This window comes from Chromatiales bacterium (assembly GCA_024234935.1).
Taxonomy (GTDB): domain Bacteria; phylum Pseudomonadota; class Gammaproteobacteria; order Steroidobacterales.
Genome location: JACKNI010000001.1, coordinates 1088249 through 1115053 on the forward strand (window position 1 = coordinate 1088249; position 26805 = coordinate 1115053).

Here is a 26805-nt window from a genome sequence, read left to right on the forward strand (position 1 = left end):
TATGAAACGGGGAGCGGAAATGCGGTCCGGCCACGGTCCGGGTTTGTCGCGTCTCAGCCGAAACGGCCAGTCACATAGTCTTCAGTGAGCTTGTGCGACGGATTGGTGAATATCTTGTCGGTAGGGCCGACTTCCATGATGCGGCCCAGATGAAAATAGGCGGTACGGGTTGAAACGCGCGCCGCCTGCTGCATCGAGTGCGTAACGATTGCAATCGCATATTTCTCCGACAGCTCGTCGATCAGGTCTTCGATGCGCGCGGTCGCGATCGGATCGAGGGCAGAACAGGGCTCGTCCATCAGGATGACCTCGGGATTGACGGCGATGGTGCGTGCGATACACAGCCGCTGCTGCTGCCCACCCGACAGACCGGTACCCGGATCGTCGAGCCTGTCCTTTACCTCATCGACGAGTCCCGCGCGTTCGAGACTGCCATAGACGATGTCGTCGAGTTCCGCGCGATTTGCAGCAAGACCGTGGATACGCGCGCCATAGGCAACATTCTCGTAAATCGACTTCGGAAAGGGATTCGGCTTCTGGAAAACCATGCCGACACGCGCGCGAAGCATCACCACGTCGGTACCCTTGGCATACATGTCCTGGCCGTCGAGCCGGAAGTCACCGCTGACACGGGCTGACTCGATGGTGTCATTCATCCGGTTCAGGCAACGGAGAAAGGTGGATTTCCCGCAACCGGAAGGACCGATCAGCGCGATGACCTCGTTGCGCCCGATATCAAGACTCACATTGATCAGCGCATGCGTATCGCCGTAGTAGACGTTTCCGCCACGGACGCAGATCACCGCGTTCCGCGCGGTGACGTCGCCCACTGTATCGGGAGCGATGCGTTCGGCCTCGACAGGCTGCACCACTGCAGGTGCCGTGTCCGCCGGCGGCACAATGACATCCTCGGGTTTGTCCATTGCGAGCATTATCTGCAATCTTCCCTGTGTGAAGCTACCAGCGCCGCTCGAACCGGCTGCGCAGCCATACCGCGGTGGCATTCATCACCAGCAGAAACGCGAGCAGCACCATGATCGCAGCCGAAGTCCGTTCCACGAAGGCGCGCTCCGGACTGTCCGCCCATAAATAGATCTGCACCGGCAGCGCCGTCGACGGACTCATCGGCCCGCTCGGTACATCGACGATGAAGGCAACCATGCCGATCATGAGCAGCGGCGCCGACTCGCCCAGCGCGCGCGCCATGCCGATGATTGCGCCCGTGAGCATGCCCGGCATTGCCAGCGGCAGCACATGGTGGAACACCATCTGCATCTGTGATGCGCCGATCCCGAGCGCAGCCTCGCGCACCGAGGGCGGCACCGCCTTGATGGCCGCCCTTGAGGCGATGATCACCACCGGCAACGTCATCAAGGTCAGCACGAGACCGCCGACCAGCGGCGCCGACCGTGGCAGCCCGAAAAAATTGATGAAAACCGCAAGACCCAGCAGCCCGAACACGATCGAGGGTACGGCGGCCAGGTTATTGATATTGACCTCGACCACATCCACCCACCAGCTGCGCGAGGCGAATTCTTCCAGGTAAATGGCGGCGGCAACGCCGAGCGGAAAGGACAGCAGCAGCGTCACGAGCAGCATGAAGAACGAGCCCTTGGTGGCTCCCCAGATTCCCGCCAGCTCCGGCTCACGCGAATCGCCGGAAGTGAAGAAGGCCCTGTTGAAGCGCAATTCGATCCGGTCACCGGCCCGAAGCCGTTCGAGCCAGACAAGCTGCTGCTCCGAGAGCCGGCCTGAACCGTCGTCAGCGCCTTTTCCGGACGCCTGTGCCTTCAGCCACAGGTCCACCTCACTGTTCAGCGGCAGCCACAGCGACCTCGTCTGACCGAGGATCTGCGGATCAGCCATGACGGCATCGCGCAGGCTGAAGATGGCACCCGCACTTACCAGCTGGTTCAGCTCGCGCTTTTCGCTACGGCTGGCAGCTTCCGGTACCAGTTCCCGCAATGCGGATTTGACCAGCAGCGAGTAGTCGGCCACCGAGAGCGCATCGGGATCCCGTGCACCGTCCGGATCGATCACATCGGCATCAAAATGAATATCGAGCTGTAAGAAACTCTGCCGGAATGCGCTGTAACCGTTGCCGATGATCGTGCCGAACAGGAGCAGCAGAAAAACCACGCCCAGACAGACGGAGAACAGTCCGTAGAAGCGAAACATCCGCTCTCTGCGATAGCGGCGCCGCAGACTCGCATCGACGCGCCGTCGCGTCTCCTCCGGACTCAGCTGGCGGCTGCCACGGTCGTCGCCATCGGCCACCATCATTCGTACTGCTCCCGGTAACGACGCACCACCTGCAGGGCGATGATGTTGAGGATCAGGGTGACGATGAACAGCATCAGGCCCAGTGCAAAGGCCGCCAGTGTCTTGGGGCTGTCGAACTCCTGGTCGCCGACCAGCAGCGTCACGATCTGCACGGTGACCGTCGTTACCGACTGCAGCGGATTGAAACTCAGGTTTGCCGACAGTCCTGCCGCCATCACCACGATCATGGTCTCGCCGATCGCGCGCGACGCAGCCAGCAGCACGCCACCAACGATACCCGGCAGCGCGGCGGGTACCACCACCCGCTTTATCGTTTCCGAGCGCGTGGCGCCGAGCGCAAAGGAGCCGTCACGCATCGCCTGCGGTACGGCGTTGATCGCATCATCGGACAGCGAGGAGACGAAAGGGATGATCATGATACCCATCACCAGGCCCGCACCCAGCGCGGCTTCCGAGGCGACTTCCAGCCCCAGTTGCTGACCCGCGAGACGAATCATGGGCGCGACCGTCAGCGCGGCAAAGTATCCATAGACCACGGTAGGTATGCCGGCGAGCACCTCGAGCACAGGCTTGACGATCCGGCGCAGGCCCGGGCGCGCGTACTCGGAGAGGTAGATCGCAATCATCATGCCGATGGGCACAGCCACCAGCAGCGCAATACCCGAGATCAGCAAGGTACCGACAAACAATGGTACCGCACCAAAAGCACCCGACGAGCCGACCTGACCCGCCCGGATCGCGGTCTGCGGGCTCCAGCTGAGACCAAACAGGAACTCGCTCAACGGTACCTGACGAAAAAACCGCACTGCCTCGAAGCTGACCGACAGCAGAATGCCGATCGTGGTCGCGATGGCGAGCAGCGAAGCAAGGACCAGTACAACCTTGACTGCCCCCTCAACACGGTTTCGCGCCCGGAACTGCGGACGAAGCTGAAACCAGGCCAGCGCAAACCCGCTGAACGACAGCGCGACGACCAGTCCCGCCAGGATTTTCCGCGACGACTCGCGGAGGCTGTTGTAGAGGTCCGCAGCAACGGCAAATTCCGCACGGCGGCTCTCGTCGAACATCTGTCCGGTGGCGAGGTTGCGGATGTCGTTCAGCGTCAGGCCCAGCTCTGCTTCCGGCTGGTTGCGCAGCGCCTCGGGCAACGATTGAACCACCCGTGCAGTGATGAGGGAATCGCTGAAAGCCGCCCACATCAGCAGCAGCGCGATCCCCGGAAGCACGGCGCCGAGTGCCGCATAGTAGCCGTAGTACCTGGGCAAGGAATGCAGACTGCGTATGCCGCCGGCCGGCCGGGCCAGCGACAGCGCCCGCTGCCGCCCGAGAAAGAAGGCAGCGAGCACCATCGCGGCAAGAATCAGCAGCAGCGTTGGCAGACGCACCGCAAACTACCTGGGCAACGGCATGGCAACCAGCTTGCTGACCTGCCCGACAACCGACTTGTATTCTGCGGGCGACAGCGGCACGAGGCCGCGATCGGCGAGATAGCCCTCCTCGCCCATCGCTTTCAGGCTGGTAAATTCCCTCAGGTACTCAGCGATGCCAGGTATCGAACCGATGTGTGCCTTCTTGACGTAAAAGAACAGTGGCCGCGATACAGGATAGGTGCCGCTTGCGATGTTCTCGAAGGTCGGCGCCACACCATCAACCAGGGAGCCCTTCACCGAGTCGGAATTCTGCTCGAGAAAGCTGTAACCGAAAATTCCAACCGCATTCCTGTTCGCCTTCAGCTTCTGCACGATCAGGTTGTCGTTCTCACCGGCCTCGATGAAACGGCCATCCTCACGCATGGTGTGGCAGATCTGCTTGAAGCGGTTCTCGTCCTGCTCCTTGATGGCCTTGATCCACGGGAAGGACTTGCAACCACCTTCCATGGCCAGTTCCACGAAGGCATCACGCGTACCGGAGGTCGGTGGCGGACCAAGAACCTCGATGACCTCGGCCGGAAGCTGCGGGTTAAGGTCCTTCCACGTCTTGTAGGGGTTCGCAACGAGCGTCTGCTTGCCCTTGGGGTCTGGAACCTGTTTGGCGAGGGCGAGCCAGATATCGCGCATGGTGAGATTCAGGCCGGGTGCGGCCACCGACTCGGCGAGCACGATGCCGTCATAACCGATCTTGACCTCGATCACGTCCTTCACGCCATGGGCGACGCAATCCTTCAGTTCGGCCGGCTTGATGGCTCGCGAACTGTTGGCGATATCCGGATACTGCACGCCGACACCGCCGCAGAACAGCTTGATACCGCCGCCGGAACCGGTGGACTCGACCTTGGGGGTCTTGTACTTGCCGGTACCACCGAAGCGCTCGGCAACGACCGTCGCGAACGGATAAACGGTGGACGAGCCGACGATGCTGATATAGCTGCGCGCCGCCTGCGACCAGGCCACCCCTGGTGCCGTTGCGGTTATTGCCCCGCTGACCAGCAGAGTCAGGGCTTTGAGTGATCGTTTCATGCGGACCTCCGGGGTCATTGCGAACTCTTGACCTGATGGAGTCTATGCAGCAATTGTTGCGGCTTTATTTCAGGTGCCAGCCGTACGGTCGGCCCTGGCTGCATCCAGCTCCTGGCGCACCACTTCACGCTCCGTATGACGGATATCCCGGCCGTGCACCAGGTAAACCACATACTCGCCGATATTCTTGGCGTGATCGCCGATACGCTCAAGGGCACGGGCTGCCCAGGTCACATCCATGAACCTCCGGATGGTTCTCGGGTCTTCCATCATCAGGGCGATGCACTGCCGGGTGATCTGGTCGTACTCCTCGTCGACCAGCTTGTCTTCTTCGATGACCGCCAGCGCATCGTCGACATCCATGCGCGAGAACGCATCCAGGGCGTCGTGGAGCATGGTCTGTACGTGTTCGCCAAGCGCCTTCAGCTCGCTGTACGGGGCATAGAGTTCACGATCCGCAGCCAGATGCGAGGCCAGGTAGCCGATCTTCGAGGCCTCATCGCCGACGCGCTCCAGATCGGTGATGATCTTGATCACCGTGACGATCAGCCGCAGATCCGCAGCCGCCGGCATGCGCGTTGCCAGCAACTTGCTGCACTCTTCGTCGATGGACACTTCGAGCCGGTTGATCTTGAAGTCGTCACCGGAAACCCGCAGGCCCATCTCGCTGTCGCCGGAGGTGATCGCCTCCACGGCAGTATCCAGATGCTGCTCGACCAGCCCGCCCATGCGCAGCACCTCGCTGCGCAGATGCTCCAGTTCCGCATTGAAACGACGTGAAATATGATGACTGAAACTTTCGGATTCCATGGCTTTGCTCCTGCGCGTGGGCGCGGCTGCTGAGACTATCAGGACAGCGCGAGCCGGTCCCGGGGAAAGTGACAGATGAAGCTGCTGCCCTGACCAAGCCGGCTGCGGATCTCCAGTTCCGCATCGTGCCTGCGCAGCGCGTACTTGACGATCGACAGGCCAAGACCGGTGCCGCCACTCTGCCGTGCGCGGCCTCCGTCGGCCCGGTAAAATCGCTCGGTAACCCGCGGAATATCCGCCTCGGACATGCCGATACCGGTGTCCACGACAGCCAGGTGGCCGCCCTCGCGATCGACATTCCAGCTGATGGTAATCCTGCCCTCCGCCGGCGTGTAGCGCACCGCATTGGCCACCAGGTTCGACACCACGGACTGAAGCTCGGACTCCTCGCCAAGGACATTGACGGCACTGTTGAGCTGCACGTCGATCTGTCCGCAAAAGCCCGGCAGACTTTGCGCATCGCGCCGGGCCAGCTCGATCAGCCCGGACACACTCACCACCCGGTCCCTGGCCACCGATTGCCCGGATTCGAGCTTCGACAGCTGCAACAGGTCCTCGACCAGCCGGAACATGCGCTGCACCTGCTCCTGCATTACCCGTACCGGCTGCCGCCAGGCAGAGGGCTTCTCCGGGTCATCACCCAGCGCATCAAGGTAGCCCATTATCACGGTCAGCGGGGTACGCAGCTCATGCGATGCGTTGGCAACGAAATCCCGCCGCACGCGCTCGATCCTCACCCGCTGACTGATATCCCGGATCAGCAACAAGGTCTGGTTGGGCCCATAGGGAATCAAACGGCAGGACAACCAGGTATCGCCACCCGCCGGCGCGGGAATCTCCACGACCGGGCGCTCGGCAGGACTGCGCAGGTAGGCGATGAAATCCGGGTGCCGCAGCAGGTTCTCGATGCGCTGGCCACGATCCCCGCGCGCCTTGAGACCCAGCAACTGCCTCGCGGCCGAGTTGTAGTTCAGGATTTCATGCTGTGCGTTGAGTATCACACCACCGTCGGGAAACGCCTCTGTGGAGGCCCTCAACTCCTTGACCAGCCGGCGGAACCGCTTGCCACGCCGCTTTGCCTTGGTCTTGATGAACTGGATCCTGGCAAAAACCGGCGGCCAGGCCCCTTCGCCGTCAGGAATATCGGCTATCGAACCGGTCGCCAGCCAGCGCTCCAGCCGATAGAGGTTGTAGAGATGCCAGCCCAGGGCGGCGAGTGCCACGATCAGCATGCCCAGCACCGGACTGTCGTAGATCAGACCGATCAGAGCACCGGCGAGCAGCGCAAAGCCCAGCCGGAAGAGCGTCCAGGTCCAGATTCTGGGCATCAGCAGACCGAAAAACGGTAACCGGCACCACGGACAGTCTGCACGTAATGGTCTGCAGCAAAGTCCTCGAGTACCTGGCGAAGGCGACGGATGTGCACGTCGACCGTACGTTCCTCGACATAAACGTTCTGGCCCCAGACATTGTCGAGCACCTGCGTGCGGCTGTAGACGCGATCGGGATTTTCCATCAGGAATTTCAGCAAGCGGTATTCGGTCGGCCCGAGGCCGATCTCGCGCTCGCCCGCATACACGCGATGGCTGACCGGATCCAGGCGCAGCTCACCGGCCACCAGCGGCTCATCCGCCGCCGGTGCCGAACGGCGCAGCACGGCATTGACCCGTGACAGGAGTTCGCGTGGTGAAAACGGCTTGGTGATGTAATCGTCGGCGCCGCTGTCGAGCCCGAGCACACGGTCGCGCTCGTCGGCCCGGGCCGTCAACATGATGATCGGAATATCCCGGTTGGCCGGTTCACGCCGCAGGGTGCGGGTCAGCTCAAGGCCGCTCGAGTCAGGCAGCATCCAGTCCACGAGGAGCAGGTCCGGACGCAAATCCGCAATCTGCCTGCGGGCGCTCGCCGAATCGCCAGCTTCATCGACTTCAAATCCGGCACGCGTCAGGTTGAACGCGATCATCTGCCGGATCGGCAGTTCGTCCTCGACCAGCAATATCCTGCGTGCGCTCATAAGCCCTGATGACGGCAGCCAGACGGGCATTTGAACACGGTTTTATTACAAAACCATGTCGCCCTCAACGCATGCCACTGCGGATCGCAGGCCGGCGCTACTCCGCAGCGCCGGTTTCCTGCTGCAGGTATGCGATCACGCTGGCGCGATCCTCGGGCTTGCGCAGGCCGACAAAGACCATGCGCGTGCCGGGGATGAAATCGCTGGGCCGGAGCAGGAACTTGTCCAGCGTCTCGGCAGACCAGACCACCTCCGAGGCAGTCATCGGATCAGAGTAGGCAAAGCCCGGCGCAAGTCCCGCCTTGCGGCCGATGACACCATGCAGGTTGGGGCCGACCTTGTTCGGCCCGGCGGCCTCCAGGCTATGGCAGGCGCGGCACTGCAGAAATACGATCTGCCCCTTGGCCGGGTCCGCAGTGGCGAGCAGAGCGTTGATGTCGTAGCTGTCCGTTGCAGCCGCGGCTGCCGCCGGTGCGGCGCTGTTGCCTGCGGCCGGCGCACTGTTGACCTGCTGACCGCAGGCCGTCATCAGCGTACCCATGCCGAGTACTGCAATGGCGAATCGAAGGCTTTGAGGCATCTCTTTTTCCCTTTGTCTGTTGACCGGCACTCAGCTTGTTGAATCGGGTGCGGCGCCATTATCGCGCATCAGACCTGCTGCGCGATGAATGGCCTTGCGGATGCGCGGATAGGTTCCGCATCGGCAGATATTGGTAATCGACTGATCGATGGCCGCATCGTCAGGATCAGGTGTGGTTTTCAGGAAAGCGCTGACGGCCATGACCATGCCCGGCTGGCAGTAGCCGCATTGGGGAACCTGCTCATCGACCCAAGCCTGCTGAACCGGATGCAGAAGATCAGCATTGCCCAGCCCCTCGATCGTGGTGACCGACTTGCCCGCCACCGCAGCGACCGGCAGCACACAGCAACGTGCCGCGACACCGTCGATGTGGATGGTGCATGCGCCACACAGCGCAATGCCGCAGCCGTACTTGGTGCCGGTCAGGCCGAGCGTATCGCGCAACACCCACAGCAACGGCATTGCGTCGGGGACATCGACCTCGACGGCGGCATCGTTGAGCGTGAACCTGATCATCGAGCTTGCGGCAAGCGCTTATGCCGTCGCACCCCGGGCCGGATTGACCGTCAGCATGGCCGGATATTCCTGCTCGGCGCGCTTTCGATAGTCGGCCGGCAACTCGTCGATCGAGCGGAGCTTCGCGCCACCCGCATGCCAGACGATGTGACCCGGCCGGTCACCCATATCCATCCATTTGAGCCACGGCATGTGTACCGTCGAACCGAACACGACCGGCACGCTGTCGAGCCGCGTATTCAGGAAATCCTTCTGACTGGCAAACATCGTCTGCTGCTGCCAGCGGGGTGGCGACATGCCGGGCGGATAACGCGTCCAGTTGTGCAGCCAGACCATGTCGCGCGCGAAGGTCCAGTCGAGGATCAGCGGCTCTTCCGGCAGCTGCTCGAGCATGCGGGTGAAGCGGATCCCTTTCACCGAATAGTTGAAACCGCGACCTGCCCCGCCACCCTGCACAGCTGGCACAACCTGGTTGATGGCTCCGGTATAGGGGTTCTTGAACTCTGACAGCGGCGCACCGGTTTCGACATCGTGAAAAAAGGTCAGCGTATTGCCGATCAGCTCGTAGGCGCCGTCCGGCAGATGACGCATCCAGTAGAGTTCCATGCCCTGGAATTTCACGAGCGGCCGCGGATGCTCGCCGGGCACCACACCGAGGATCGTGCCGTCATACCACCACGGCACGTCGCGTTCCCCGAGGCTCGCCGTCATGCGCACCAGGGCGCGCAGGTTGTTCTCCGGCAGCGTGAGGTCCGGCGCACGTGCCGGCGGACTGCCCGCCACACCGGGCAACGCATCGCTGGTGGTACCGAGGGCCAGCAGACCCAGACCGGCAGTGAAGGATCGGCGGGTGACCGGTGTATGCATACGGATACTCGCTCCATGGCCCGCAGGAGGGCCGTTTACAGACCCAGCGCGCCGGGGTTCATCAGGTTCTTCGGGTCGACCGACTGCTTCAGCTCGCGCAGCAAGCGCGCCGCTTCAGGATTGCGGCCGCGCATATACGGATAGGACTTGCCGACCTGCATGTGCACGCCACCGACCGTCGCGAAGATGTCGTTGATCTTCGCCCGCAGCTCGCGGACCAGCGCCCGGCCTTCCGGATTTGCCGGATACTCGGGCAAGGTGTCCAGATACTCTTTGGGCAGAAAACGCTTGTGGAATGGCGTGCGGTCGTCCTCCCAGTAGAACACCGGTTCGTAGAGGAAGACGTGAGTGTTGATCGTCATGTACATCGCGCCCTTCTCGACCTTCGCCTTGCTCATGCGCCCGGCATTCTCCGCGTAGAGCTGCTGCAGCTTCTGGTAAAACTCCTGCATCTTCGAGAAGGGAATGAGTCCGTGCTGCGGCACCCAGCGCTCGCCTTTGGGCCCGAGGATCGGATAGAGCGGAATGAAGGGCATGGCACGGATCACTGTCGGCATGGTGTTGGCTGTTTCCGTGCCGAAGCGTTTCATGGCGTCGCGAATCAGCGCGAGCTTCGCGTTGACCTCGGCCTGGCAGACACCCTCAACGGTGTAGTGCGCCGAGTAGTTATAGCCAGCCAGAAAGCGCTTGCCGGCAATTGCCATCTTGAGAAGGCGGAATCCGGCCTGCACCGGATTGCGCGCGGTTTTTGCCACCGCCCACGCCGCACCAATCGCATCGCTGGCACTGGTCTTGCTCAGCTGCCCCTGCTGCAGCTTCGGATCGAGGCCGAAGTTGTCGGCGACCACACCCTCGCGGGCGGCAGCGGCCATGCCGCCCGACATGTTTTCGAAGGTATCGAAACCGAAGGATGCGGCACCATGAAACGGCGGGGTCTTGATCAGCCGCAGCGAAATACGCGCCTTGAAGCCCAGCGCACCCGCATCACCGGTGAACAGGCCGGTCAGATCCGGTCCGTACCAGCGGAAAAACGGCACGCCGTTCAGCGCGGCACCCGAACTGGTCCTCAGGATCTCGCCATTCGCCAGCACGATATCGAAGCCCAGCACGGCATCGGCCGACACGCCAAAATTTCCTGAACCGAGACTCGCGCTGTTCTGGGACATCGAACCACCCACGGTGGCCTTGATCCCGGAAAACGGTCCCCAGAAGGTGGTGCGCAGACCCTGCTTTGCAAGTTCCTGCCACAGCTCTGCCCAGGTCAGGCCCGGCTCTACCGTGACATACATGTCGGTGGCATTGATCTCGACGATGCGATTCAGCCGGCTCGTATCGAGCAGTATCGAATTGGCTGTGGTTGGCAGATAACCATCCGTGTATGAGGCACCACCCCCGCGCGGCACGACTGCAACACCCGCTGAGGTAATTGTCCGTACAGCCTTCTGCAGTTCCTCAACCGTCGCCGGTTGCACTACTGCCAGCGGAATCTCCAGCTGGTTGTAGACGTCCATCGCGTAGAACGACCGGTCAGCATCGCTGGTGAGGACATTGGGCTGGCCGACGATCGCGGCAAGATCGCTAAGCAGGTTGCTGGCAGACATCAAAAACTCCTGGAGAAAAGATTGCGGGACCGGATTTGACGGATCCGGCCTGGCAGGGCCGCTAGCCTACGGCCCGTCTACCTGTTTGGGAAGAAGGCCTTGGGAGCCGCGGTCACTCTCCGGTCGCTGCCGGCCGCGAATACACCGCCATCAGCTCGGCCACACCCAGCGAATTGGCATTGACGTTGAAGCCGACCAGGGCAGCCGTGGCGGTCGGCGGCAAGTCAAGCTTCTCGACCTTCAGCGCATGCAGCCGGAAGAAGTAGCGGTGTGGCTTGTCGCCTGCCGGCGGGCACGGACCACCGTAGCCTGCCGTACCGAAGTCTGTATTCCCCTGCACCGCACCGACCGGCATCAGGCCAGCGGCCGGATCGCCGGCCCGGCTGACCAGTGCGTTTACCCTGGCCGGAATGTTGTAAACCACCCAGTGCCACCAGCCACTGCCGGTGGGGGCATCCGGGTCATGGACCATCAGGGCAAAACTCTTCGTGCCGGCCGGGGCATTGCTCCAGCTGAGAGCAGGCGAGATGTTGCCTCCGCTGCAACCGAAGCCGTTGTAGACCTGCGGCAAACGGATCGGCGCACCTGGCATCAGGTCGGGGCTCGACAGCCGAAAGGCGGGGGTGGCAGCTGGCGCGGCATCTTCAGCCAGGGCAGCACCTGGTATCAGGAGCGCGGCACCAAGCGTCAGGCTGGCCAGTGCAAGCAGGGTAGCGGTTACAGAACGCAGCATGGCGATACTCCATATACGTGTTCTGGAGACAGGGTACATTCAGGCGCACCCGGCTTCAAAGCGCTGGCGTATCTGCCCGAGCGCTTCGGGATTGGCCAGCGCGGCAAGATTGGGAACCGCTTCGCCGTGCAGGATCGCGCGCACGGCCAGTTCGGCCAGCTTGCCGTTACGCGTCCGTGGCAGGTCGTCCACCTGCAGAATCATCGACGGCACATGCCGTGGCGTGAGCGCCTGCCTGACAGCCAGCCGGATCTTCGCGCACAGCCCTGCATCGAGCAGGAATCCGGAGCGCAGGACCACGAACAGCACGATGCGCTCGTCACCGTCGGCCCGCGCGCCGACCGCGAGGCCCTCCAGCACTTCGGGTACCGCCTCGACGGCGCGATAGAGCTCCGCGGTACCGATACGTACCCCGCCCGGATTCAGCACCGCATCGGAACGGCCATGGATGATGAAGCCGCCCGAGGGTGTGCGTTCTGCATGATCGCCATGGGCCCAGACGCCGGGAAAACGCTCGAAATAGGCGGCGTGATATAGCCTGCCGTCCGCATCACCCCGGAAGCCGGACGGCATGGACGGGAACGGTCTTTCGCAGACCAGTTCGCCACAGCCTTCGGTCTGCGCATGGCCCTGCTGGTCGTAGATTTCGACCGCCATGCCGAGTCCCGCACACTGCAGCTCACCCCGCTGCACCGGCAACAACGGATTGCCGAGGATGAAACACGAAATGATGTCGGTACCACCTGAAATCGAGGCGAGGTGCACATCAGCCTTCACACGTTCATATACATAGTCAAAACTTTCGGGGGCGAGCGGCGAACCGGTCGAGAGCACGGCGCGCAGGCGATGCAGGTCGAAATCCCGGCCCGGATGCAGGTCGGCCTTCGCATTGCCGGCCAGATACTTCGCGCTGGTGCCGAAAACCGTGACGCCCTCTTCCGCCGCAATCCGCCACAGCGCAGACGCATCAGGCCAGGCCGGCGAACCGTCATAGAGCAGCAGCGTGGCGCCGCTGGCGAGCCCGCTCACCAGCCAGTTCCACATCATCCAGCCACAGGTCGTGAACCAGAACAGCCGGTCGCTGCGCTGCAAGTCGGTATGCAGCAAATGTTCTTTCAGGTGCTGAAGCAGTGTCCCGCCGGAACCGTGCACGATGCACTTGGGAGCGCCCGTGGTGCCGGATGAATAGAGGATATAGAGCGGATGGTCGAAAGGCGTGGCGACAAATTCCAGCGGCCCGGCAACGGCAGTCAGCGCCTGCCAGCTGATGGCCCCGGGAATCGTCGCGAGATCGGGCGCTGTCGACAGGCAAGGAATCACCACCACGGCACTCAGCCCGGGAAGCCGGCGCGCAAGTCCGGCGACCACCGGCCGCACATCGATGCGCTTTCCGGCGTAGCAATAGCCGTCGACCGCCAGCAGCAGCTTCGGATCGATCTGCGCGAAGCGGTCCAGCGCACCGGCCGCACCGAAATCCGGCGAACCGGAGGACCAGATGGCGCCGAGGCTCGCAGTGGCGAGCATGCCGACCACCGCCTCGACGCAGTTCGGCACAAAGGCTGCGACCCGGTCGCCGCGACCCAGACCCAGACGCCGAAGCCCGGCTGCCGCATGGCTCACTTCAGCAGCGAGTTGCGCATGACTGAGTTCGCGGCGCCGTCCGCTCTCATCGCGCCAGATCAGCGCTGGCCGCTCGTCGCGCCAGCGCAGGAGATTTTCCGCAAAGTTGAGTTCTGCGCCAATGAACCATCGCGCACCCGGCATCTGATCGCCGTTTTCCAGCACACGACTGGCACCGCGCCTGAAGCGCACATCGCAGAAGCTGGCGACTGCGCCCCAGAAAGCCGCCGGATCTTCAACTGACCAGCGATGCAGGCCCGCGTAGTCGCTGCAGTCAGCGCCGTACCGTACCCTGACCCGCTCCGTGAAACGTGCCAGATGCGGCAGCCGGCCGGGTCTAGCCACCGATGTAGTACATCTCGACCTTGTCATCCTTGCGCTGGCTGGCCCGCAACTCACTGTAGCGGTCTTCCCTTGCGCCCCAGACACCGCTTATCAGTGCGCGCAGCTCTTCGTCGGTCGCACCGGCGCGCATCGGGTTCTTGAGGTCCGTACCTCTGGACGCAAACAGGCAGGTAAAGAGCTGCCCGTCGGATGACAGGCGCGCGCGCGTACAGGAGCCACAAAAGGGTTCGGATACCGAGGAGATAAAACCGACTTCGCCCGCACCGTCATCGAACTGGTATCGCTCGGCCACTTCACCGTGGTAGTTCGGCTGCACCGCTGTGAGCGGCCAGCGCGCACCGATCATGGCCAGCAACTCGCGCGACGGTACGCAGTCGCTTCGCTGCCAGTGATTGATGGTGCCGACATCCATGTACTCGATGAAACGCACGATCACACCCGTACCCCGGAAGCGCTCGACCAGATGGAGGACCGTGTGTTCGTTCATGCCGCGCTTGACGACAGTGTTGATCTTGATCGGTGTGAGTCCCGCAGTGAGTGCGGCGGCAATGCCTTCCAGCACCTGCTCCGTGCTGCCCCGTCCACCGCTCATCAGCAGAAACACTTCCTCATTCAGGGAATCCAGGCTGACAGTTACCCGCGACAGGCCTGCTGCCTTCAGCGCCGCCGCATGTTGCGCAAGCAGGATGCCGTTCGTGGTAAGCGCCACATCATCGATGCCAGGCACACGACTCAGGTCGCCGACCAGGTCGGCGATGCCGGGACGGAGCAAAGGTTCGCCGCCGGTGAGTCGCAGCTTGTGCGCACCGAGCCCGGAAAAAACATGGGCGAGCCGCAGGATCTCCTCGAAGGACAGGCGTTCGCTGCTCTTCAGGAACTGGAAATCCTTGTGATACTTGTCCTCCGGCATGCAATAGGGACACCGGAAATTGCAGCGATCCATGACCGAGATGCGCAGATCCCGGAGCGGGCGGCTGCGCCGGTCGAGCAGATCCGCAGGCCCGTCTTCCGTGCGCTGAACCAGCTTGACGACTTTTTCTGTCATTTCCTGCACTCCTGGCATCGATGGTAGCAGAGGCCCGATGGGAGCGGCTTCAGCCGCGATCATGGCCAAAAGGAATCGCGGCTGAAGCCGCTCCTACTTATACTGGGCCTGACTTCCGATTCGAGCGCACCATGACCGCTTCTGCCCGCCTGCCCGACACCATGCTGTGTATGGAGATTACCCAGCCTGGCCCGCCAGATGTTATGCAGCCTTGTCGGCGCAGTGTGCCAAACGTGCAGCCGGGCGAGGTTCTGATCCGGGTGGTGGCTGCCGGCGTCAACCGTCCCGACTGCCTGCAGCGCAGCGGCAACTACCCGCCGCCGCCGGGCGCCTCCGACCTGCCGGGACTCGAAGTCGCCGGCATCGTGGTCGCCACGGCGGACGACGTCGGCACACCTGCAGTCGGCGACCGGGTCTGCGCGCTCGTCGCTGGCGGCGGCTACGCGGAATACTGCACGGCGCCTGCGTTGCAGTGCCTGCCGGTACCCGCCGCACTGACCCTGATCGAAGCGGCGGCAGTTCCGGAGACCTTCTTCACGGTCTGGACCAATGTCTTCGAACGAGGCCGGCTGCAACCCGGTGAAACGCTGCTGGTACACGGCGGGGCGAGCGGCATCGGCACCACCGCAATCCAGCTCGGCACCGCCTTCGGTGCCCGCGTCTACGCCACCGCCGGCAACGATGCCAAGCTGGCGCTGTGCGAAAAGCTCGGTGCGCTTCGCGCGATCAACTATCGCAGCGAGAAGTTTTACGCGGTAATGCGCGAGCAGACCGGCGATTCCGGCGTGGATGTGATCCTGGACATGGTCGGCGCGCCGTACTTTGCCGACAACATCCGCCTGCTGCGCGATGACGGCCGTCTGGTCATCATCGCCGTGCTCGGTGGTACAAAGACCGAGGTGAATCTCGGCCAGGTGCTGGTCAAACGCCTGACGGTGACCGGCTCCACGCTGCGCAGCCGCCCTGTCGCCGAGAAAGGCCGGATTGCCCGTGCACTGGAACAGCAGGTGTGGCCGCTGCTGGAGCGTCGGCAGATCGCGCCGGTGATCCAGGATGTGCTGCCGCTGCACGCCGTCGCACAGGCACATCAGCGGCTCGAAGCCAACGAATCGATGGGAAAAATTGTCTTGCGGGTCACCGATGAACTCTGAACAGACCAGGATCGCGGCATGAGCAACAAGGCCCTTCTGCAGCGCTTTGCCGCGTGGCGCAGTGCGCAGCAGACGCTGGCGCTCGCCACCGTCATCGAGACGGCCGGGTCAACCTACAGCAAGGCCGGTCACCGGATCCTCATCAACGAGTCGGGCGACTATCAGGGACTGGTGAGCGGCGGTTGCCTGGAGGGCGATCTGGCTGACCACGCGCGACGGGTGATGGCCACCGGTATCGCTGCCTGCGTCACCTACGATCTGCGCGACGAAGCTGATGAGCTGTTCGGCCTCGGCGTGGGTTGCAACGGCCTGCTGCGGATTCTTCTGCAGCAACTGTCGCCGGCCGATGACTATCAGCCCTTCACGGCGATCAGCGAAGTGCTGCTCGGCACGGAGACCGGCCTTTGCGGCATGCTGGTCGACAGCCCGGATGATCCGGCTCTCGCGGGCAGGAGCCTGGTGCTTACGCCCACCCGCATGCAGTACACGGGCCTCAATCCCGCGCTCACCGGCCTGCTTGCCGGCCTGTGTGCGGCAGCGCAGCCGGCAGCGTCCCTGCATCGCTTCACACACGAGAAGCGGAACCTGCAGGCCCTGATCGCGCCGCTCCATCCGCTGCCCCGCCTGCTGGTACTCGGCGCCGGCCTCGACGCGATCCCGCTGGTAACGCTCGCCGATACGCTCGGCTGGCGCGTCAGCGTGGCCGATCACCGCCCGGCCTACCTGGAGCGCGAGGGCTTCGGCGCTGCCGAGCACAGCCTGTGCGCGCCGGCGGCCGAGCTCGCACAGCGACTGCCACTGACAACATTCTCCGCAGTTGTCGTGATGAGTCATCACCTCGCCACGGACCGCGTTTATCTGCAGCAGCTCGCCGCCAGCGCGATCCCGTACATCGGCCTGCTCGGGCCGCCGGCGCGGCGCGAGCGTCTGATGCAGGACCTGGGCGTCGCGGCCCAGGCACTGAACGGTCGTCTGCACGGACCGGCCGGACTCGACATCGGCGCCAGTTCGCCAGAGAGCATTGCGCTGTCGATACTGGCGCAGATCCAGGCCGTCAGTGCCACAGCAGAACAGTCGCGGAGTACGGTGCTGTGAGCGAGGGCAGCGCGCGACAGCGCATCGACGTCGCCGAAGCGGCTGAACTGATCCTCTCGCGCATGCCGGACTGGGGCACCGTGCGCGTACCGATCGACAGCGCGCATGGCGAAGTGCTGCGCCAGACCATCAGCGCGGAGCGTGACCAGCCACCCTTCGACCGCGTCACCATGGACGGCATCGCGCTTCGTCATGCGGCGATTGCAGCCGGCGTCCGCAGCTTCAGGGTGATCGGCACGCAGGGTGCCGGTGGCGAGCGCGTCAGCGTCACCGACAACAGGAGCTGCGTCGCGATCATGACCGGTGCGGCGCTGCCACCCGGCGTGGACACCGTGATTCCGGTCGAGCGCATCAGCCGCGAAGCGGATCTCGTGACGCTGGAAGACGGTTACCAGCCGGCCGTCGGCCAGTTCATACACCGGCGCGCCTCCGATCATCCGCAAGGAGCGGCACTGCTGATGCCCGGCACGCTCATCGGCGCCCCGGAGATGGCAATCCTGACCGTTGGCGGCTCGGCCAGCGTGGAAGTCTCGCGCCGGCCTGCGATCGCCGTGATCTCCACCGGCGACGAGCTGGTGGATGTCGGCCAGCCGGTCAGCGCCAACCAGATCCGCTCGTCGAACGACCGGGCCATCTCCGGAGCGCTCGCCGCACGAGGTTTCAGGGCTTGCACGCGCGTGCATCTGCCGGACGAGCGCACGATTCTGGAAGCCGAACTGCGCTGTCTGCTGGCGAAGAACGACGTGCTGGTCCTGACCGGCGGCGTGTCGATGGGCGAGTTTGACTACGTGCCGCAGGTGCTGCTCGCGCTCGGCATGGAACTGGTCTTTCACAAGGTCCTGCAGCGACCAGGACTGCCGCTGTGGTTTGGCGTGTCGCCGGAAGGCAAACCGGTCTTCGCACTGCCAGGCAACCCGGTGTCAAGCCTCGTCTGCCTGGTGCGCCATGCGCTGCCGGGACTCCTGCACGCGCTGCGCGTCAACGACGCACCGGTGCCCGTGGTCGCACTGGCCGAAGAAGTGCGCTTTGCGCCGGATCTCAGCTGCTTCCTGCCGGTGACGCTTGAGTACACGGCCGACGGGCGCTGCCTCGCGAGACCGAAACAGACCAATACCTCCGGTGATTTCGCCGCACTCGGTGGCACTGCGGGATTCGTCGAGCTGCCGCGCGGCGCCTCCCTGTTTCCGGCCGGCTATGCCGCAAGATTCTATTCCTGGTCGTAGGAGCGGCTGCTGTGGGAGCGGCTTCAGCCGCGATTCTTGCGGCCAGATGATCGCGGCTGAAGCCGCTTGTGTCTTTCTTCCCGGTTAATCTCAAGGCGAGAGCGGAGTACGGCAGGCCGATGAGCCGGAGTGCTGCGAGCACGTGTAGGAGCGCAGGCCGCCGTACCCCGTACTCCCGCCGTCAAGCCCGAACAGTTGCTCGAGTGTCAGCTCGAAACCGCACAAGCGTGGGCCAGGCGAGAGTGCTCTCAGGGCTGAGTTTAACGCGGGGAGAAGCACATGACAGCGTATGTCGGGATTGATGTGGCCAAGGCCACGCTGGTGCTGTGTCTGCAGCCGGAGGGGCGCACATGGAAGCGACCCAATACACCAGCAGGGCGGGCGCAGGTGGTGGCAGAACTGCAGGCGGTGCAACCGGAACGGATCGCCCTGGAAGCCACCGGTGGCTATGAACGGGCCATCTGGCAGCAGCTGCAAGCCGCTGGGCTGACCGTGGTGCGACTGCAGCCACGACGGGTCAAGGCCTTGGCCCGGGCACTGGGCTGGCAGGCCAAGACGGATCCGTTGGATGCCGCCTTGCTGGCCGAGGCCGCCCGGATCCTGGTGGTGCCGGTGACGATGGCGCCCGATGCGGCGACCGAGGCCTTGCGGGCGCTGGTCGATCTGCGTCGACAACTGGTCAGTCAGCGCGACGACAATCAGCGTCGACTCAAGCAGAGTTCCGCCGTGGTTGCCCAGCGGGTGCTCAACCGGATCAACGCCAGCCTGCAGCGGGAGATCCACCAACTCGACCGCAAGATCAAGGCGCAGCTGGCGGTCACGGCCACCACAGACCTGGCCACGGCGCCGGGTGTGGGACCGGTCTTGCAAGCCACGCTGGCGGCACGACTTCCGGAACTGGGCCGCTTGGGTCGCCGGCAGATCGCGGCGTTGGTGGGCATTGCACCGTACAACGCGGACAGCGGAGCCCATCAGGGTAAACGGCATATCCGTGGTGGCCGCGCTGACCTGCGGCGCGTGCTCTACATGGCTACCTTGGCTTCCATCCGTGCCAACTCGATAATCGCCACGACCTATCGGCAGCTGCTCGCCCGCGGGAAACTCAAGAAAGTGGCCATCGTTGCCTGCATGCGCAAGTTGCTCATCATGCTCAACGCCATGGCCCGCGACCACACCACTTGGGCACCACCGACCCTCTCAGGTGTGGCCTGAAAAAAAGACAGTTGCTCCTACCGAGAAAGCACTCGGTGCGGATCGACGTACTCGTGACCGAGCGCGGAAGCAACCGCTTCACAGCAGACCTTACCTTCATGAATGTTCAGGCCGTCCAGCAGACCCGGATCATCGAGCAACGCCTGCCGATAACCCTTGTCGGCGAGCGCCAGCACATAGGGCAGCGTCGCATTGTTGAGCGCGAAGGTCGAGGTGCGCGCAACCGCGCCAGGCATGTTCGCGACACAGTAGTGCACCACCCCCTCCTCAATGTAGGTGGGCTGCGAATGGGTCGTCGGCCGGCTGGTTTCGAAGCAGCCGCCCTGGTCGATCGCCACATCGACGATCACCGAACGATTGCGCATGCCGCGCACCATCGCACGACTCACCAGCCGGGGTGCCGCAGCGCCCGGCACGAGCACGGCACCGATCACCAGGTCAGCATCGGCCACATAGTGCTCGATGCTCTCGACCGTCGAGTAGATGGTGTTCAGGCGGCCGCCAAACTGGAAGTCCAGCTCCTTGAGACGCGGCAGCGAGCGGTCGATCACGGTGACCTGCGCCTCCATGCCCATCGCCACGCGAATTGCATTGGTTCCGACCACACCGCCGCCGAGCACCACGACATTCGCCGCCTTCACACCGGGGACGCCGCCGAGCAGGATGCCCGGCCCGCCTGCTTCGCGCTCCAGGCAATGCGCACCGGCCTGTACCGCCATGCGCCCGGCGACTTCACTCATCGGCGAAAGCAGCGGCAGACTGTGATTCGGGCCGGTCACCGTCTCGTAACCGATCGCAATCACGCCCGACCTGAGCAGCATCGCCGTCTGCCCTGCATCGGGCGCCAGGTGCAGATAGGTAAACAGCAACTGACCCGGACGCAGCAGCGGAAACTCGACCGCCTGCAACTCCTTCACCTTGACGATCATCGCCGCCTGCGCATAGACCTCGGCTGCCGCCGTCGCGATCGTGGCGCCGGCATTCATGTAGTCTTCATCGTCCATGCCGATACCGGCACCGGCGTTGCTCTGCACCAGCACCTGGTGTCCATGATGCACGAGCTCGCGCACGCTGGTTGGCGTCAGTCCGACGCGGTACTCGTCCTGTTTTATCTCGCCCGGTACGCCTATCAGCATATGCGTGCTCCCGCCAGTCAGCGACTATCAGAGGGTGGGCATGTCCAGATTGTTATCGTCCGTGTCCTGACCGCGCGGCCAGCGCGAGGTGATGGTCTTCAGCTGCGTATAAAAGCGCACGCCCTCCACGCCGTGAATATTGCTGTCGCCGAAGAACGAACTCTTGCGGCCGCCGAAGCTGAAAAACGCGGCCGGCACCGGAATCGGCACGTTGACGCCGACCATGCCGACATCCAGTTGCGCGGCGCATTCCCGGGCCAGCCGCCCGTCGCGCGTGAAGATCGCGGCGCCATTGGCAAACTCATGTCCGTTTACAAGTGCGAGCGCCTCGGCTGGCGTCCCCACGCGCACGAGGGCAAGCAGCGGGCCGAAGATTTCCTCTCGCCAGATGCGCATCGTGCTGCTGACGCGATCAAAGAGTGTCGGGCCCAGGAAGAATCCGCCGGACAGCTTCGCCGCCGCAACGCGCCCGTCCACCACCAGTTCGGCGCCTTCAGCCTCGCCGGCCGCGATATGGCCACGCACCCGCTCCAGGTGCTGCGCGGTGATGAGCGGCCCGATATCGACATTGGCCTGGGTACCCGCACCGAGCCGCAGCGCTGCAATCCGGGGCAGCAGCGCAGCCCGGATTGCATCGCCGGCCGCACCGACCGCAACCGCGACGGAGATCGCCATGCAGCGCTCCCCGGCCGAGCCGTAGGCCGCACCGATCAGCGCATCCGCGGCCTGGTCCATATCGGCATCGGGCATGACCAGCAGATGATTCTTCGCACCGCCGAGAGCCTGCACGCGCTTGCCGGCCTGCGCGCATTCCGCATAGACATGCCGTGCCACCGGCGTCGAGCCGACGAAACTCACCGCCGCCACATCCGGGTGACGCAGCAGTTCATCGACAGCCTCGCGATCACCGTGCAGCACGTTCAGCACACCCGGCGGCAGACCGGCCTCGCTCATCAGTTCGGCAAGCCGCACCGCGCAGGAAGGCGTGCGCTCGGAGGGTTTCAATATGAAGGTATTGCCGCAGGCGATGGCCAGCGGGAACATCCACAGCGGGACCATGGCGGGAAAATTGAAAGGCGTGATGCCGGCACAGACGCCGAGCGGCTCACGCAGCGACTGGCAATCGATGCCGCCGCCGACATCGCGACTCGCCTCACCCTGCAGCAGATGCGGGATGCCGCAGGCAAATTCAACCACTTCGACTCCGCGCTGTATCGAACCGGCAGCGTCGCCAAGCGTCTTGCCATGCTCGGCCGTGATCAGCCGTGCGAGTTCATCCCGATGTCTCTCGACGAGCTCCCGGAAGCGGAACAGGACACGGGCGCGCTTCAGCGCGGGCGTATCGCGCCAGGCCGGCCAGGCTTTCAGGGCTGTGGCCACCACGGCCTGCGCTTCTGCGGCCGAGGCCAGCGGCACCCGGCCCGTCACCGCGCCCGTCGCCGGATCAAAAACCTGTGCGTGGCGGCCCGAGGCGACCAGCACGCGCTGTCCGTTGATCCAGTGCGGGATCATGGCAGGGCCTGCGGTGACCGGAGCGCGCGCTGCCATGTTCAGCAACCCACTCAGGCGACAGCGCGCAGCGCCTTGCCGAGTGCATCGATGATCTGGCCGATCTGCGCGGGCTCGACGGTCAGCGAGGGCGTGAGCGCCAGGGTATCGCCGGTGGTGCGCACCAGCACGCCGTTGTCGAAGCAGTGGCGGAACACATCCATGGTGCGCGCGGTAGCGGCACCGGGACGGGGCTCCAGTTCGATGCCGGCAATCAGGCCGATATTGCGGATATCGATCACATGCGGCGCACCCTTCAGCGAATGCACCGCGTCGGCGAACAGCGGCGCCAGCTCCGCCGCGCGCTCGAACAGGCCTTCTTCGCGATAGACGGAGAGTGCCGCCCGCGCCGCAGCCGTCGCTACCGGATGACCGGAATAGGTGTAACCGTGGAAAAACTCGATGGCCTGCTCCGGCCCGGTCATGCAGGCCTCGTAGATACGCCGGTCCACGAGCACTGCGCCCATCGGAATCACACCGCTGGTCAGGCCCTTGGCCACCGTGATCATGTCGGGCCGCACGCCGAAGGTCTGTGCCGCGAATGCCGAACCGGTGCGGCCAAAGGCCGTGATCACTTCATCGAAGATCAGCAGGATGCCGTGCCGGTCGCAGATCGCGCGCAAGCGATCGAGATAGGCCTTCGGCGGCACCAGCACACCGGTCGAGCAGGCCACCGGCTCGACGATCACGCCGGCGATGGTGCTCGCGTCGTGCAGCGCGATCAGGCTTTCCAGCGCATCGGCAAACTCGGCACCGTAAACCGGCTGGCCACGACTGAAGGCATTTCGCCGCGGATCATGCGTGTGCGGCAGGTGATCCACGCCCGGCAGCATTGCCGTGGCGAAGGCCTTGCGATTTGCGACGATCCCGCCCACCGAGATGCCGCCAAAGCCGACGCCGTGATAGGCGCGTTCGCGACCGATGAAACGGAAACGCTGCGACTCGCCACGTGCCCGGTGATATGCCAGGGCGATCTTGAGCGCGGTGTCGACAGCTTCGGAACCGGAGTTGGTGAAGAAGACATGGTCCAGACTGTCCGGTGCCAGCGCGGCGAGTTCGGCGGCCAGCGCAAAAGCACCCCGGTGACCCATGTTGAAACTCATGGCGAAATCGAGCTTGCCCACCTGCTCGCGCACCGCCTCGACGATGCGCGGATGACAGTGGCCGGCATTGCAGCACCAGAGCCCCGCGATCCCGTCGAGGATCTGCCGTCCGTCAGTCGTCGTGTAGTACATGCCGGCGGCGGACTCGAGCAGCAGCGGATGCTGCTTGAACCAGCGGTTGGGCGTGAAGGGCATCCAGTAGGGCTGGAGATCCGGCAATGATGGCGCCCCGGCCTTGCCGGGTGACGGCCGATCTGCCCTTGATGAGTCGCTCACAAAGCCACCCTACCGCCTTTCAGTGCAGCAGACAATTGAGGCCACGGGAAAATTCCTTGCCCCGGGTTTATGATCCGGACATGCGCCGTTTGCCGTCGATCAAGGCCGTCATGACCCCGTTCCCCTACTCGGTGGATGTGGCCGCGCCGGTCACCACCGCACGCGCGCTGATGCACGAACACCAGATCAGCCACCTGCCCGTCACCCGCGACGGTGAACTCGCCGGCATCATCGCCGAGCGCGACATCCGCCTGCTGCTCGGTACCGACCCTGTCGAGGGCGACCGCAGGCAGCCGCCGGTGACCGCAGCCATGGTCAAGGACACCTATATCGTGGACATGGATACGCGTCTCGATGAAGTGCTCAACCACATGGCCGATCATCACCTCAGTTCCGCCATCGTCACGCGGCGCGGCAAGCTGGTCGGCGTGTTCACGGTCACTGACGCATGCCGGCATTTCGCCGAGTTTCTGCAGGAACAGGTGCGGCGCTCCGGCGGCGACGATGCCGCCTGAAGCCCGGCCACGAGCAAGGTATTATTCCGAACATGGCAACACCCCGCGAATTCATGCCGCTGTCCATCGCGATACTCACGGTATCCGACACGCGCACCATCGAAACCGATTCATCCGGCGCATTGCTGGTCGAGCGCCTGAAGAAGGCCGGTCACCAGCTCGGCGATCACCAGATCAATCCGGACGACATCTACCGCATCCGTGCCACGGTCTCGGCATGGATCGCCGATCCAGCCATCGATGCGATCATCACCACCGGCGGCACCGGCGTCACCGGGCGTGACAGCACACCCGAAGCGATCGAGCCGCTGCTCGACAAGGTCATCGACGGCTTTGGCGAAGTCTTCCGCATGATTTCCTGGAACGACATCGGCACCTCCACGCTCTCGTCACGCGCGCTCTCCGGCGTGGCGAACGGCACCTATCTCTTCTGTCTGCCGGGGTCGGGCAACGCCTGCGCGACCGGCTGGGACAAGCTCATCGCCGCCCAGCTCGACTACCGCACGCGCCCCTGCAACCTCGTCGAGCTCATGCCGCGACTCAAAGAGAAGTGAGGCAATCGTGGCCGCACTCCAGGTCCATCAGTTCCCCTGCCTCGGGGACAACTATGGATACCTGGTTCACGACCCGGATTCGGGGCTCACCGCAACGATAGACAGCCCGGACGCCGAGGCCATCAGGCACGCGATCGACGAGCGCGGCTGGAAACTCGACTACATCCTCAACACCCATCATCACCAGGATCACGCCGGCGGCAATCTCGCGCTGAAAGCCGGCACCGGCTGCACGATCGTGGGCGCCCGCGCCGATGCCGAAAGAATTCCCGGCATCGATATTCCTGTCAGCGAAGGCGACAGCTTCACGCTCGGCGAACACTCCGCACGGATCATCGAAACACCCGGCCACACGCGGGCGCACATCTGCTACCTGTTCGAGGCCGATGGCCTGGCCTTCGTCGGCGATACCCTGTTCTCCATGGGCTGCGGACGGCTCTTCGAGGGCACCCCCGCACAGATGTGGACTTCCCTGCAGAAAATCATGCAACTGCCTGATGAGACAAAGATTTTCTGTGCGCATGAATATACGCAAAGCAACGGCCGCTTCGCGTTGAGCGTGGAGCCCGACAATCCCGCACTGCTCGCCCGCATGCGCGAAGTAGCGGCGCTGCGGGCTGCCGGTCAGCCCACCGTGCCGAGTACGCTCGGCGTTGAAAAAGCCACCAATCCCTTCCTGCGTCCGGCAAGCACGGCGCTCCGCGCAAGGCTCGGACTCGCCGACGCAAGCAACACGGAGGTGTTTGCCGAGACACGCAAGCGCAAAGATCAGTTCTGAAGCAGCCGTTGAAGCTGCGGGGAGACGATCATGCTCGAAGACGTCACCGTCACCTGCCCCTATTGCTGGGAAAGCATCGCGCTCGAACTCGACCTCTCGCAGGGCGACCAGACCTGCATCGAAGACTGCCCGGTGTGCTGCGCGCCGATCCTGGTGCGCTATACGGTCGACGACGAGGGCCAGCTCGACACCCTCGCCGTCGCCCGCGAGAACGGCTAGGCGGTGAACACCGCCTGATGATCGCGAATGAACTGCTCCAGCGAGATCGGCGGTTTGCCGGTCAGCTTCTGCACTGAATCACTGAGGTGCAGATCGTGCCCGTCGGCGATCTCCTGGAACAGCTCGCACACCGCGTTCAGGTGCCAGGCGTTGGTCAGGAATCTCGACAGCGTCTGCCGATAGGCAGGCATCGGCACATGCACGTACTCGATCTTGCGGCCCAGCACCTTCGTGAATCGCGCCGCCACATCGTGAAAGCTCAGGATCTCGGGGCCGGTGATCTCATAGCTCTTTCCGGCGTGGCCTGAACCCGTCAGCACCACAGCGGCCACCGCACCGATATCGCGCACATCCGCCATCGCCGTCTTGCCATCGGCCATCGGCAGGAAAAACTTGCCCTGCTCCTTGATCGTGCCGGCGCTGCCGAGCAGGTTCTGCATGAAGAAATTCGGCTTCAGGAAGGTCCAGCCCAGACCCGAGGCGCGCAGATACTGCTCGGCCTCCCAGTGCACCTTCGGGATCGGCGCCTTCGCATCGGCCACGGCCTCCATCGACGACATCTTCACCAGCTGCGTCACGCCCGCGGCCTTCGCGGCATCGATGAACTGCTTTTCGGATGCCAGCTGGGTTTCGCCATTCGGCATGATCATCAGCGCCCGCTCGACACCGCGCAGGGCCTTGTCGATCACGGCCCGATCGGTCACATCGCCGACCACCAGGTCCACCCCGGCATCCTTCAGCGCAGCAGCCTTCTCCGCGTTGCGCACGATCGCCCGCAGCGGCACGCCCTTGCCCAGCAGCGCCTTTGCCGTTGCGCCACCCGTCTTGCCCGTCACGCCAGTCAACAGAATCATCATTCTCTCCATGAATTCAGCTGGGTAGGAGCGGCTTCAGCCGCAATGCCGGCAGTCTACCCCACCGCCTCGATCCGGCCCGAAACACTTCCCATCGTGACCGAATTGCCTATAATCCCCCGCCTGCCGGACCCATCCATGCCCGGCTTCCAAAGGGCCTCAAGCCCGGCACCACGCAATACGCGCCCGTAGCTCAGTTGGATAGAGCGTCTGGCTACGAACCAGAAGGTCGGGAGTTCGAATCTCTCCGGGCGCGCCAGTAGATAAAAAC

At 63.9% G+C, this 26805-nt stretch carries 26 protein-coding genes and 1 tRNA gene; 9 read left to right on the forward strand and 18 right to left on the reverse strand.

Annotated elements, in window-relative coordinates:
- Positions 1 to 53: 53 nt before the first annotated feature.
- The 14 genes from H6979_05220 to moaA all read right to left on the reverse strand — a co-directional run bounded on the left by H6979_05220 (position 54) and on the right by moaA (position 14870).
- Positions 54 to 923 (reverse strand): phosphate ABC transporter ATP-binding protein, encoded by an 870-nt coding sequence (locus H6979_05220; protein MCP5139236.1) that lies wholly within the window; start codon positions 921 to 923, stop codon positions 54 to 56.
- 34 nt (positions 924 to 957) lie between these two features.
- Positions 958 to 2280, reverse strand: a complete 1323-nt coding sequence (gene pstA, locus H6979_05225; GenBank protein ID MCP5139237.1) for a phosphate ABC transporter permease PstA — start codon at positions 2278 to 2280, stop codon at positions 958 to 960.
- Positions 2280 to 3668, reverse strand: a complete 1389-nt coding sequence (gene pstC, locus H6979_05230; protein ID MCP5139238.1) for a phosphate ABC transporter permease subunit PstC — start codon at positions 3666 to 3668, stop codon at positions 2280 to 2282. Before pstC ends, pstA begins: the two co-directional genes overlap by 1 nt.
- A 6-nt stretch (positions 3669 to 3674) precedes the next feature.
- Complete coding sequence (locus H6979_05235; protein MCP5139239.1) at positions 3675 to 4739, reverse strand: PstS family phosphate ABC transporter substrate-binding protein; 1065 nt, start codon at positions 4737 to 4739, stop codon at positions 3675 to 3677.
- A gap of 69 nt (positions 4740 to 4808) precedes the next feature.
- Entirely contained in the window at positions 4809 to 5549 is a 741-nt protein-coding gene (phoU, locus tag H6979_05240; protein ID MCP5139240.1) for a phosphate signaling complex protein PhoU, read from the reverse strand.
- 38 nt (positions 5550 to 5587) lie between these two features.
- On the reverse strand, positions 5588 to 6877 hold the full coding sequence (phoR, locus tag H6979_05245) for a phosphate regulon sensor histidine kinase PhoR (protein MCP5139241.1): 1290 nt from the start codon (positions 6875 to 6877) through the stop codon (positions 5588 to 5590).
- Positions 6877 to 7563 carry a phosphate regulon transcriptional regulator PhoB gene (gene phoB, locus H6979_05250; protein MCP5139242.1) on the reverse strand — a complete coding sequence of 229 codons (687 nt, stop codon included), beginning with the start codon at positions 7561 to 7563 and terminating at the stop codon, positions 6877 to 6879. The genes phoR and phoB overlap by 1 nt, the downstream gene beginning before the upstream one ends.
- A 97-nt stretch (positions 7564 to 7660) precedes the next feature.
- A complete protein-coding gene (locus tag H6979_05255) occupies positions 7661 to 8092 on the reverse strand; it encodes a cytochrome c family protein (GenBank protein MCP5139243.1) in 432 nt (143 codons plus the stop codon).
- Between the two features lie 81 nt (positions 8093 to 8173).
- Positions 8174 to 8659 carry a (2Fe-2S)-binding protein gene (locus tag H6979_05260; GenBank protein MCP5139244.1) on the reverse strand — a complete coding sequence of 162 codons (486 nt, stop codon included), beginning with the start codon at positions 8657 to 8659 and terminating at the stop codon, positions 8174 to 8176.
- A gap of 18 nt (positions 8660 to 8677) precedes the next feature.
- The gene (locus tag H6979_05265; protein MCP5139245.1) at positions 8678 to 9526 is read right to left on the reverse strand and encodes a DUF1838 family protein; all 849 of its coding nucleotides are present in this window, start codon (positions 9524 to 9526) and stop codon (positions 8678 to 8680) included.
- 35 nt (positions 9527 to 9561) lie between these two features.
- Positions 9562 to 11127: an FAD-binding oxidoreductase gene (locus tag H6979_05270; GenBank protein MCP5139246.1), complete on the reverse strand. Its 1566-nt coding sequence runs from the start codon at positions 11125 to 11127 to the stop codon at positions 9562 to 9564.
- A 112-nt stretch (positions 11128 to 11239) separates the two neighbouring features.
- On the reverse strand, positions 11240 to 11860 hold the full coding sequence (locus H6979_05275) for a YbhB/YbcL family Raf kinase inhibitor-like protein (protein MCP5139247.1): 621 nt from the start codon (positions 11858 to 11860) through the stop codon (positions 11240 to 11242).
- 39 nt (positions 11861 to 11899) lie between these two features.
- Positions 11900 to 13852, reverse strand: coding sequence for an acetoacetate--CoA ligase (locus H6979_05280; GenBank protein ID MCP5139248.1), 1953 nt, complete (start codon positions 13850 to 13852; stop codon positions 11900 to 11902).
- On the reverse strand, positions 13818 to 14870 hold the full coding sequence (gene moaA, locus H6979_05285; GenBank protein ID MCP5139249.1) for a GTP 3',8-cyclase MoaA: 1053 nt from the start codon (positions 14868 to 14870) through the stop codon (positions 13818 to 13820). Before moaA ends, H6979_05280 begins: the two co-directional genes overlap by 35 nt.
- Before the next feature lie 161 nt (positions 14871 to 15031).
- Here moaA and H6979_05290 point away from each other — a divergent pair, with 161 nt between their 5' ends.
- From H6979_05290 to H6979_05305, 4 genes are all read left to right on the forward strand, one after another.
- Positions 15032 to 16021 (forward strand): NAD(P)H-quinone oxidoreductase, encoded by a 990-nt coding sequence (locus H6979_05290; protein MCP5139250.1) that lies wholly within the window; start codon positions 15032 to 15034, stop codon positions 16019 to 16021.
- Between the two features lie 18 nt (positions 16022 to 16039).
- Entirely contained in the window at positions 16040 to 17116 is a 1077-nt protein-coding gene (locus tag H6979_05295; protein ID MCP5139251.1) for an XdhC family protein, read from the forward strand.
- A complete protein-coding gene (locus H6979_05300; protein ID MCP5139252.1) occupies positions 17113 to 18339 on the forward strand; it encodes a molybdopterin molybdotransferase MoeA in 1227 nt (408 codons plus the stop codon). The genes H6979_05295 and H6979_05300 overlap by 4 nt, the downstream gene beginning before the upstream one ends.
- Positions 18340 to 18618: 279 nt before the next feature.
- Positions 18619 to 19551: an IS110 family transposase gene (locus tag H6979_05305; GenBank protein ID MCP5139253.1), complete on the forward strand. Its 933-nt coding sequence runs from the start codon at positions 18619 to 18621 to the stop codon at positions 19549 to 19551.
- 17 nt (positions 19552 to 19568) lie between these two features.
- On the opposite strand, the gene ald is transcribed toward H6979_05305, so the two are convergent.
- Genes ald through H6979_05320 form a run of 3 tightly spaced genes read right to left on the reverse strand, consistent with a single transcriptional unit; the run spans position 19569 to position 23533 of the window.
- Complete coding sequence (gene ald, locus H6979_05310) at positions 19569 to 20687, reverse strand: alanine dehydrogenase (protein MCP5139254.1); 1119 nt, start codon at positions 20685 to 20687, stop codon at positions 19569 to 19571.
- Between the two features lie 27 nt (positions 20688 to 20714).
- Positions 20715 to 22199 carry a CoA-acylating methylmalonate-semialdehyde dehydrogenase gene (locus H6979_05315; protein ID MCP5139255.1) on the reverse strand — a complete coding sequence of 495 codons (1485 nt, stop codon included), beginning with the start codon at positions 22197 to 22199 and terminating at the stop codon, positions 20715 to 20717.
- A gap of 50 nt (positions 22200 to 22249) precedes the next feature.
- Positions 22250 to 23533 (reverse strand): aspartate aminotransferase family protein, encoded by a 1284-nt coding sequence (locus H6979_05320; GenBank protein ID MCP5139256.1) that lies wholly within the window; start codon positions 23531 to 23533, stop codon positions 22250 to 22252.
- A gap of 137 nt (positions 23534 to 23670) precedes the next feature.
- Between H6979_05320 and H6979_05325 the strand changes: the two genes are divergently transcribed.
- From H6979_05325 to H6979_05340, 4 genes are read left to right on the forward strand one after another with little or no spacing between them, the layout of a single operon-like run.
- Positions 23671 to 24129 (forward strand): CBS domain-containing protein, encoded by a 459-nt coding sequence (locus H6979_05325; GenBank protein MCP5139257.1) that lies wholly within the window; start codon positions 23671 to 23673, stop codon positions 24127 to 24129.
- Between the two features lie 32 nt (positions 24130 to 24161).
- Positions 24162 to 24683, forward strand: coding sequence for a molybdenum cofactor biosynthesis protein B (gene moaB / locus H6979_05330; protein MCP5139258.1), 522 nt, complete (start codon positions 24162 to 24164; stop codon positions 24681 to 24683).
- A gap of 7 nt (positions 24684 to 24690) precedes the next feature.
- The gene (gene gloB / locus H6979_05335; GenBank protein MCP5139259.1) at positions 24691 to 25461 is read left to right on the forward strand and encodes a hydroxyacylglutathione hydrolase; all 771 of its coding nucleotides are present in this window, start codon (positions 24691 to 24693) and stop codon (positions 25459 to 25461) included.
- A 30-nt stretch (positions 25462 to 25491) separates the two neighbouring features.
- Positions 25492 to 25680, forward strand: a complete 189-nt coding sequence (locus tag H6979_05340) for a CPXCG motif-containing cysteine-rich protein (protein ID MCP5139260.1) — start codon at positions 25492 to 25494, stop codon at positions 25678 to 25680.
- Here H6979_05340 and H6979_05345 read toward each other — a convergent pair.
- On the reverse strand, positions 25677 to 26534 hold the full coding sequence (locus H6979_05345) for an SDR family oxidoreductase (GenBank protein MCP5139261.1): 858 nt from the start codon (positions 26532 to 26534) through the stop codon (positions 25677 to 25679). The two genes, H6979_05340 and H6979_05345, sit on opposite strands and share 4 nt — an antisense overlap.
- A 182-nt stretch (positions 26535 to 26716) precedes the next feature.
- Here H6979_05345 and H6979_05350 point away from each other — a divergent pair.
- A tRNA-Arg gene (locus H6979_05350) sits at positions 26717 to 26793 on the forward strand.
- The last annotated feature ends 12 nt before the right edge of the window (positions 26794 to 26805 follow it).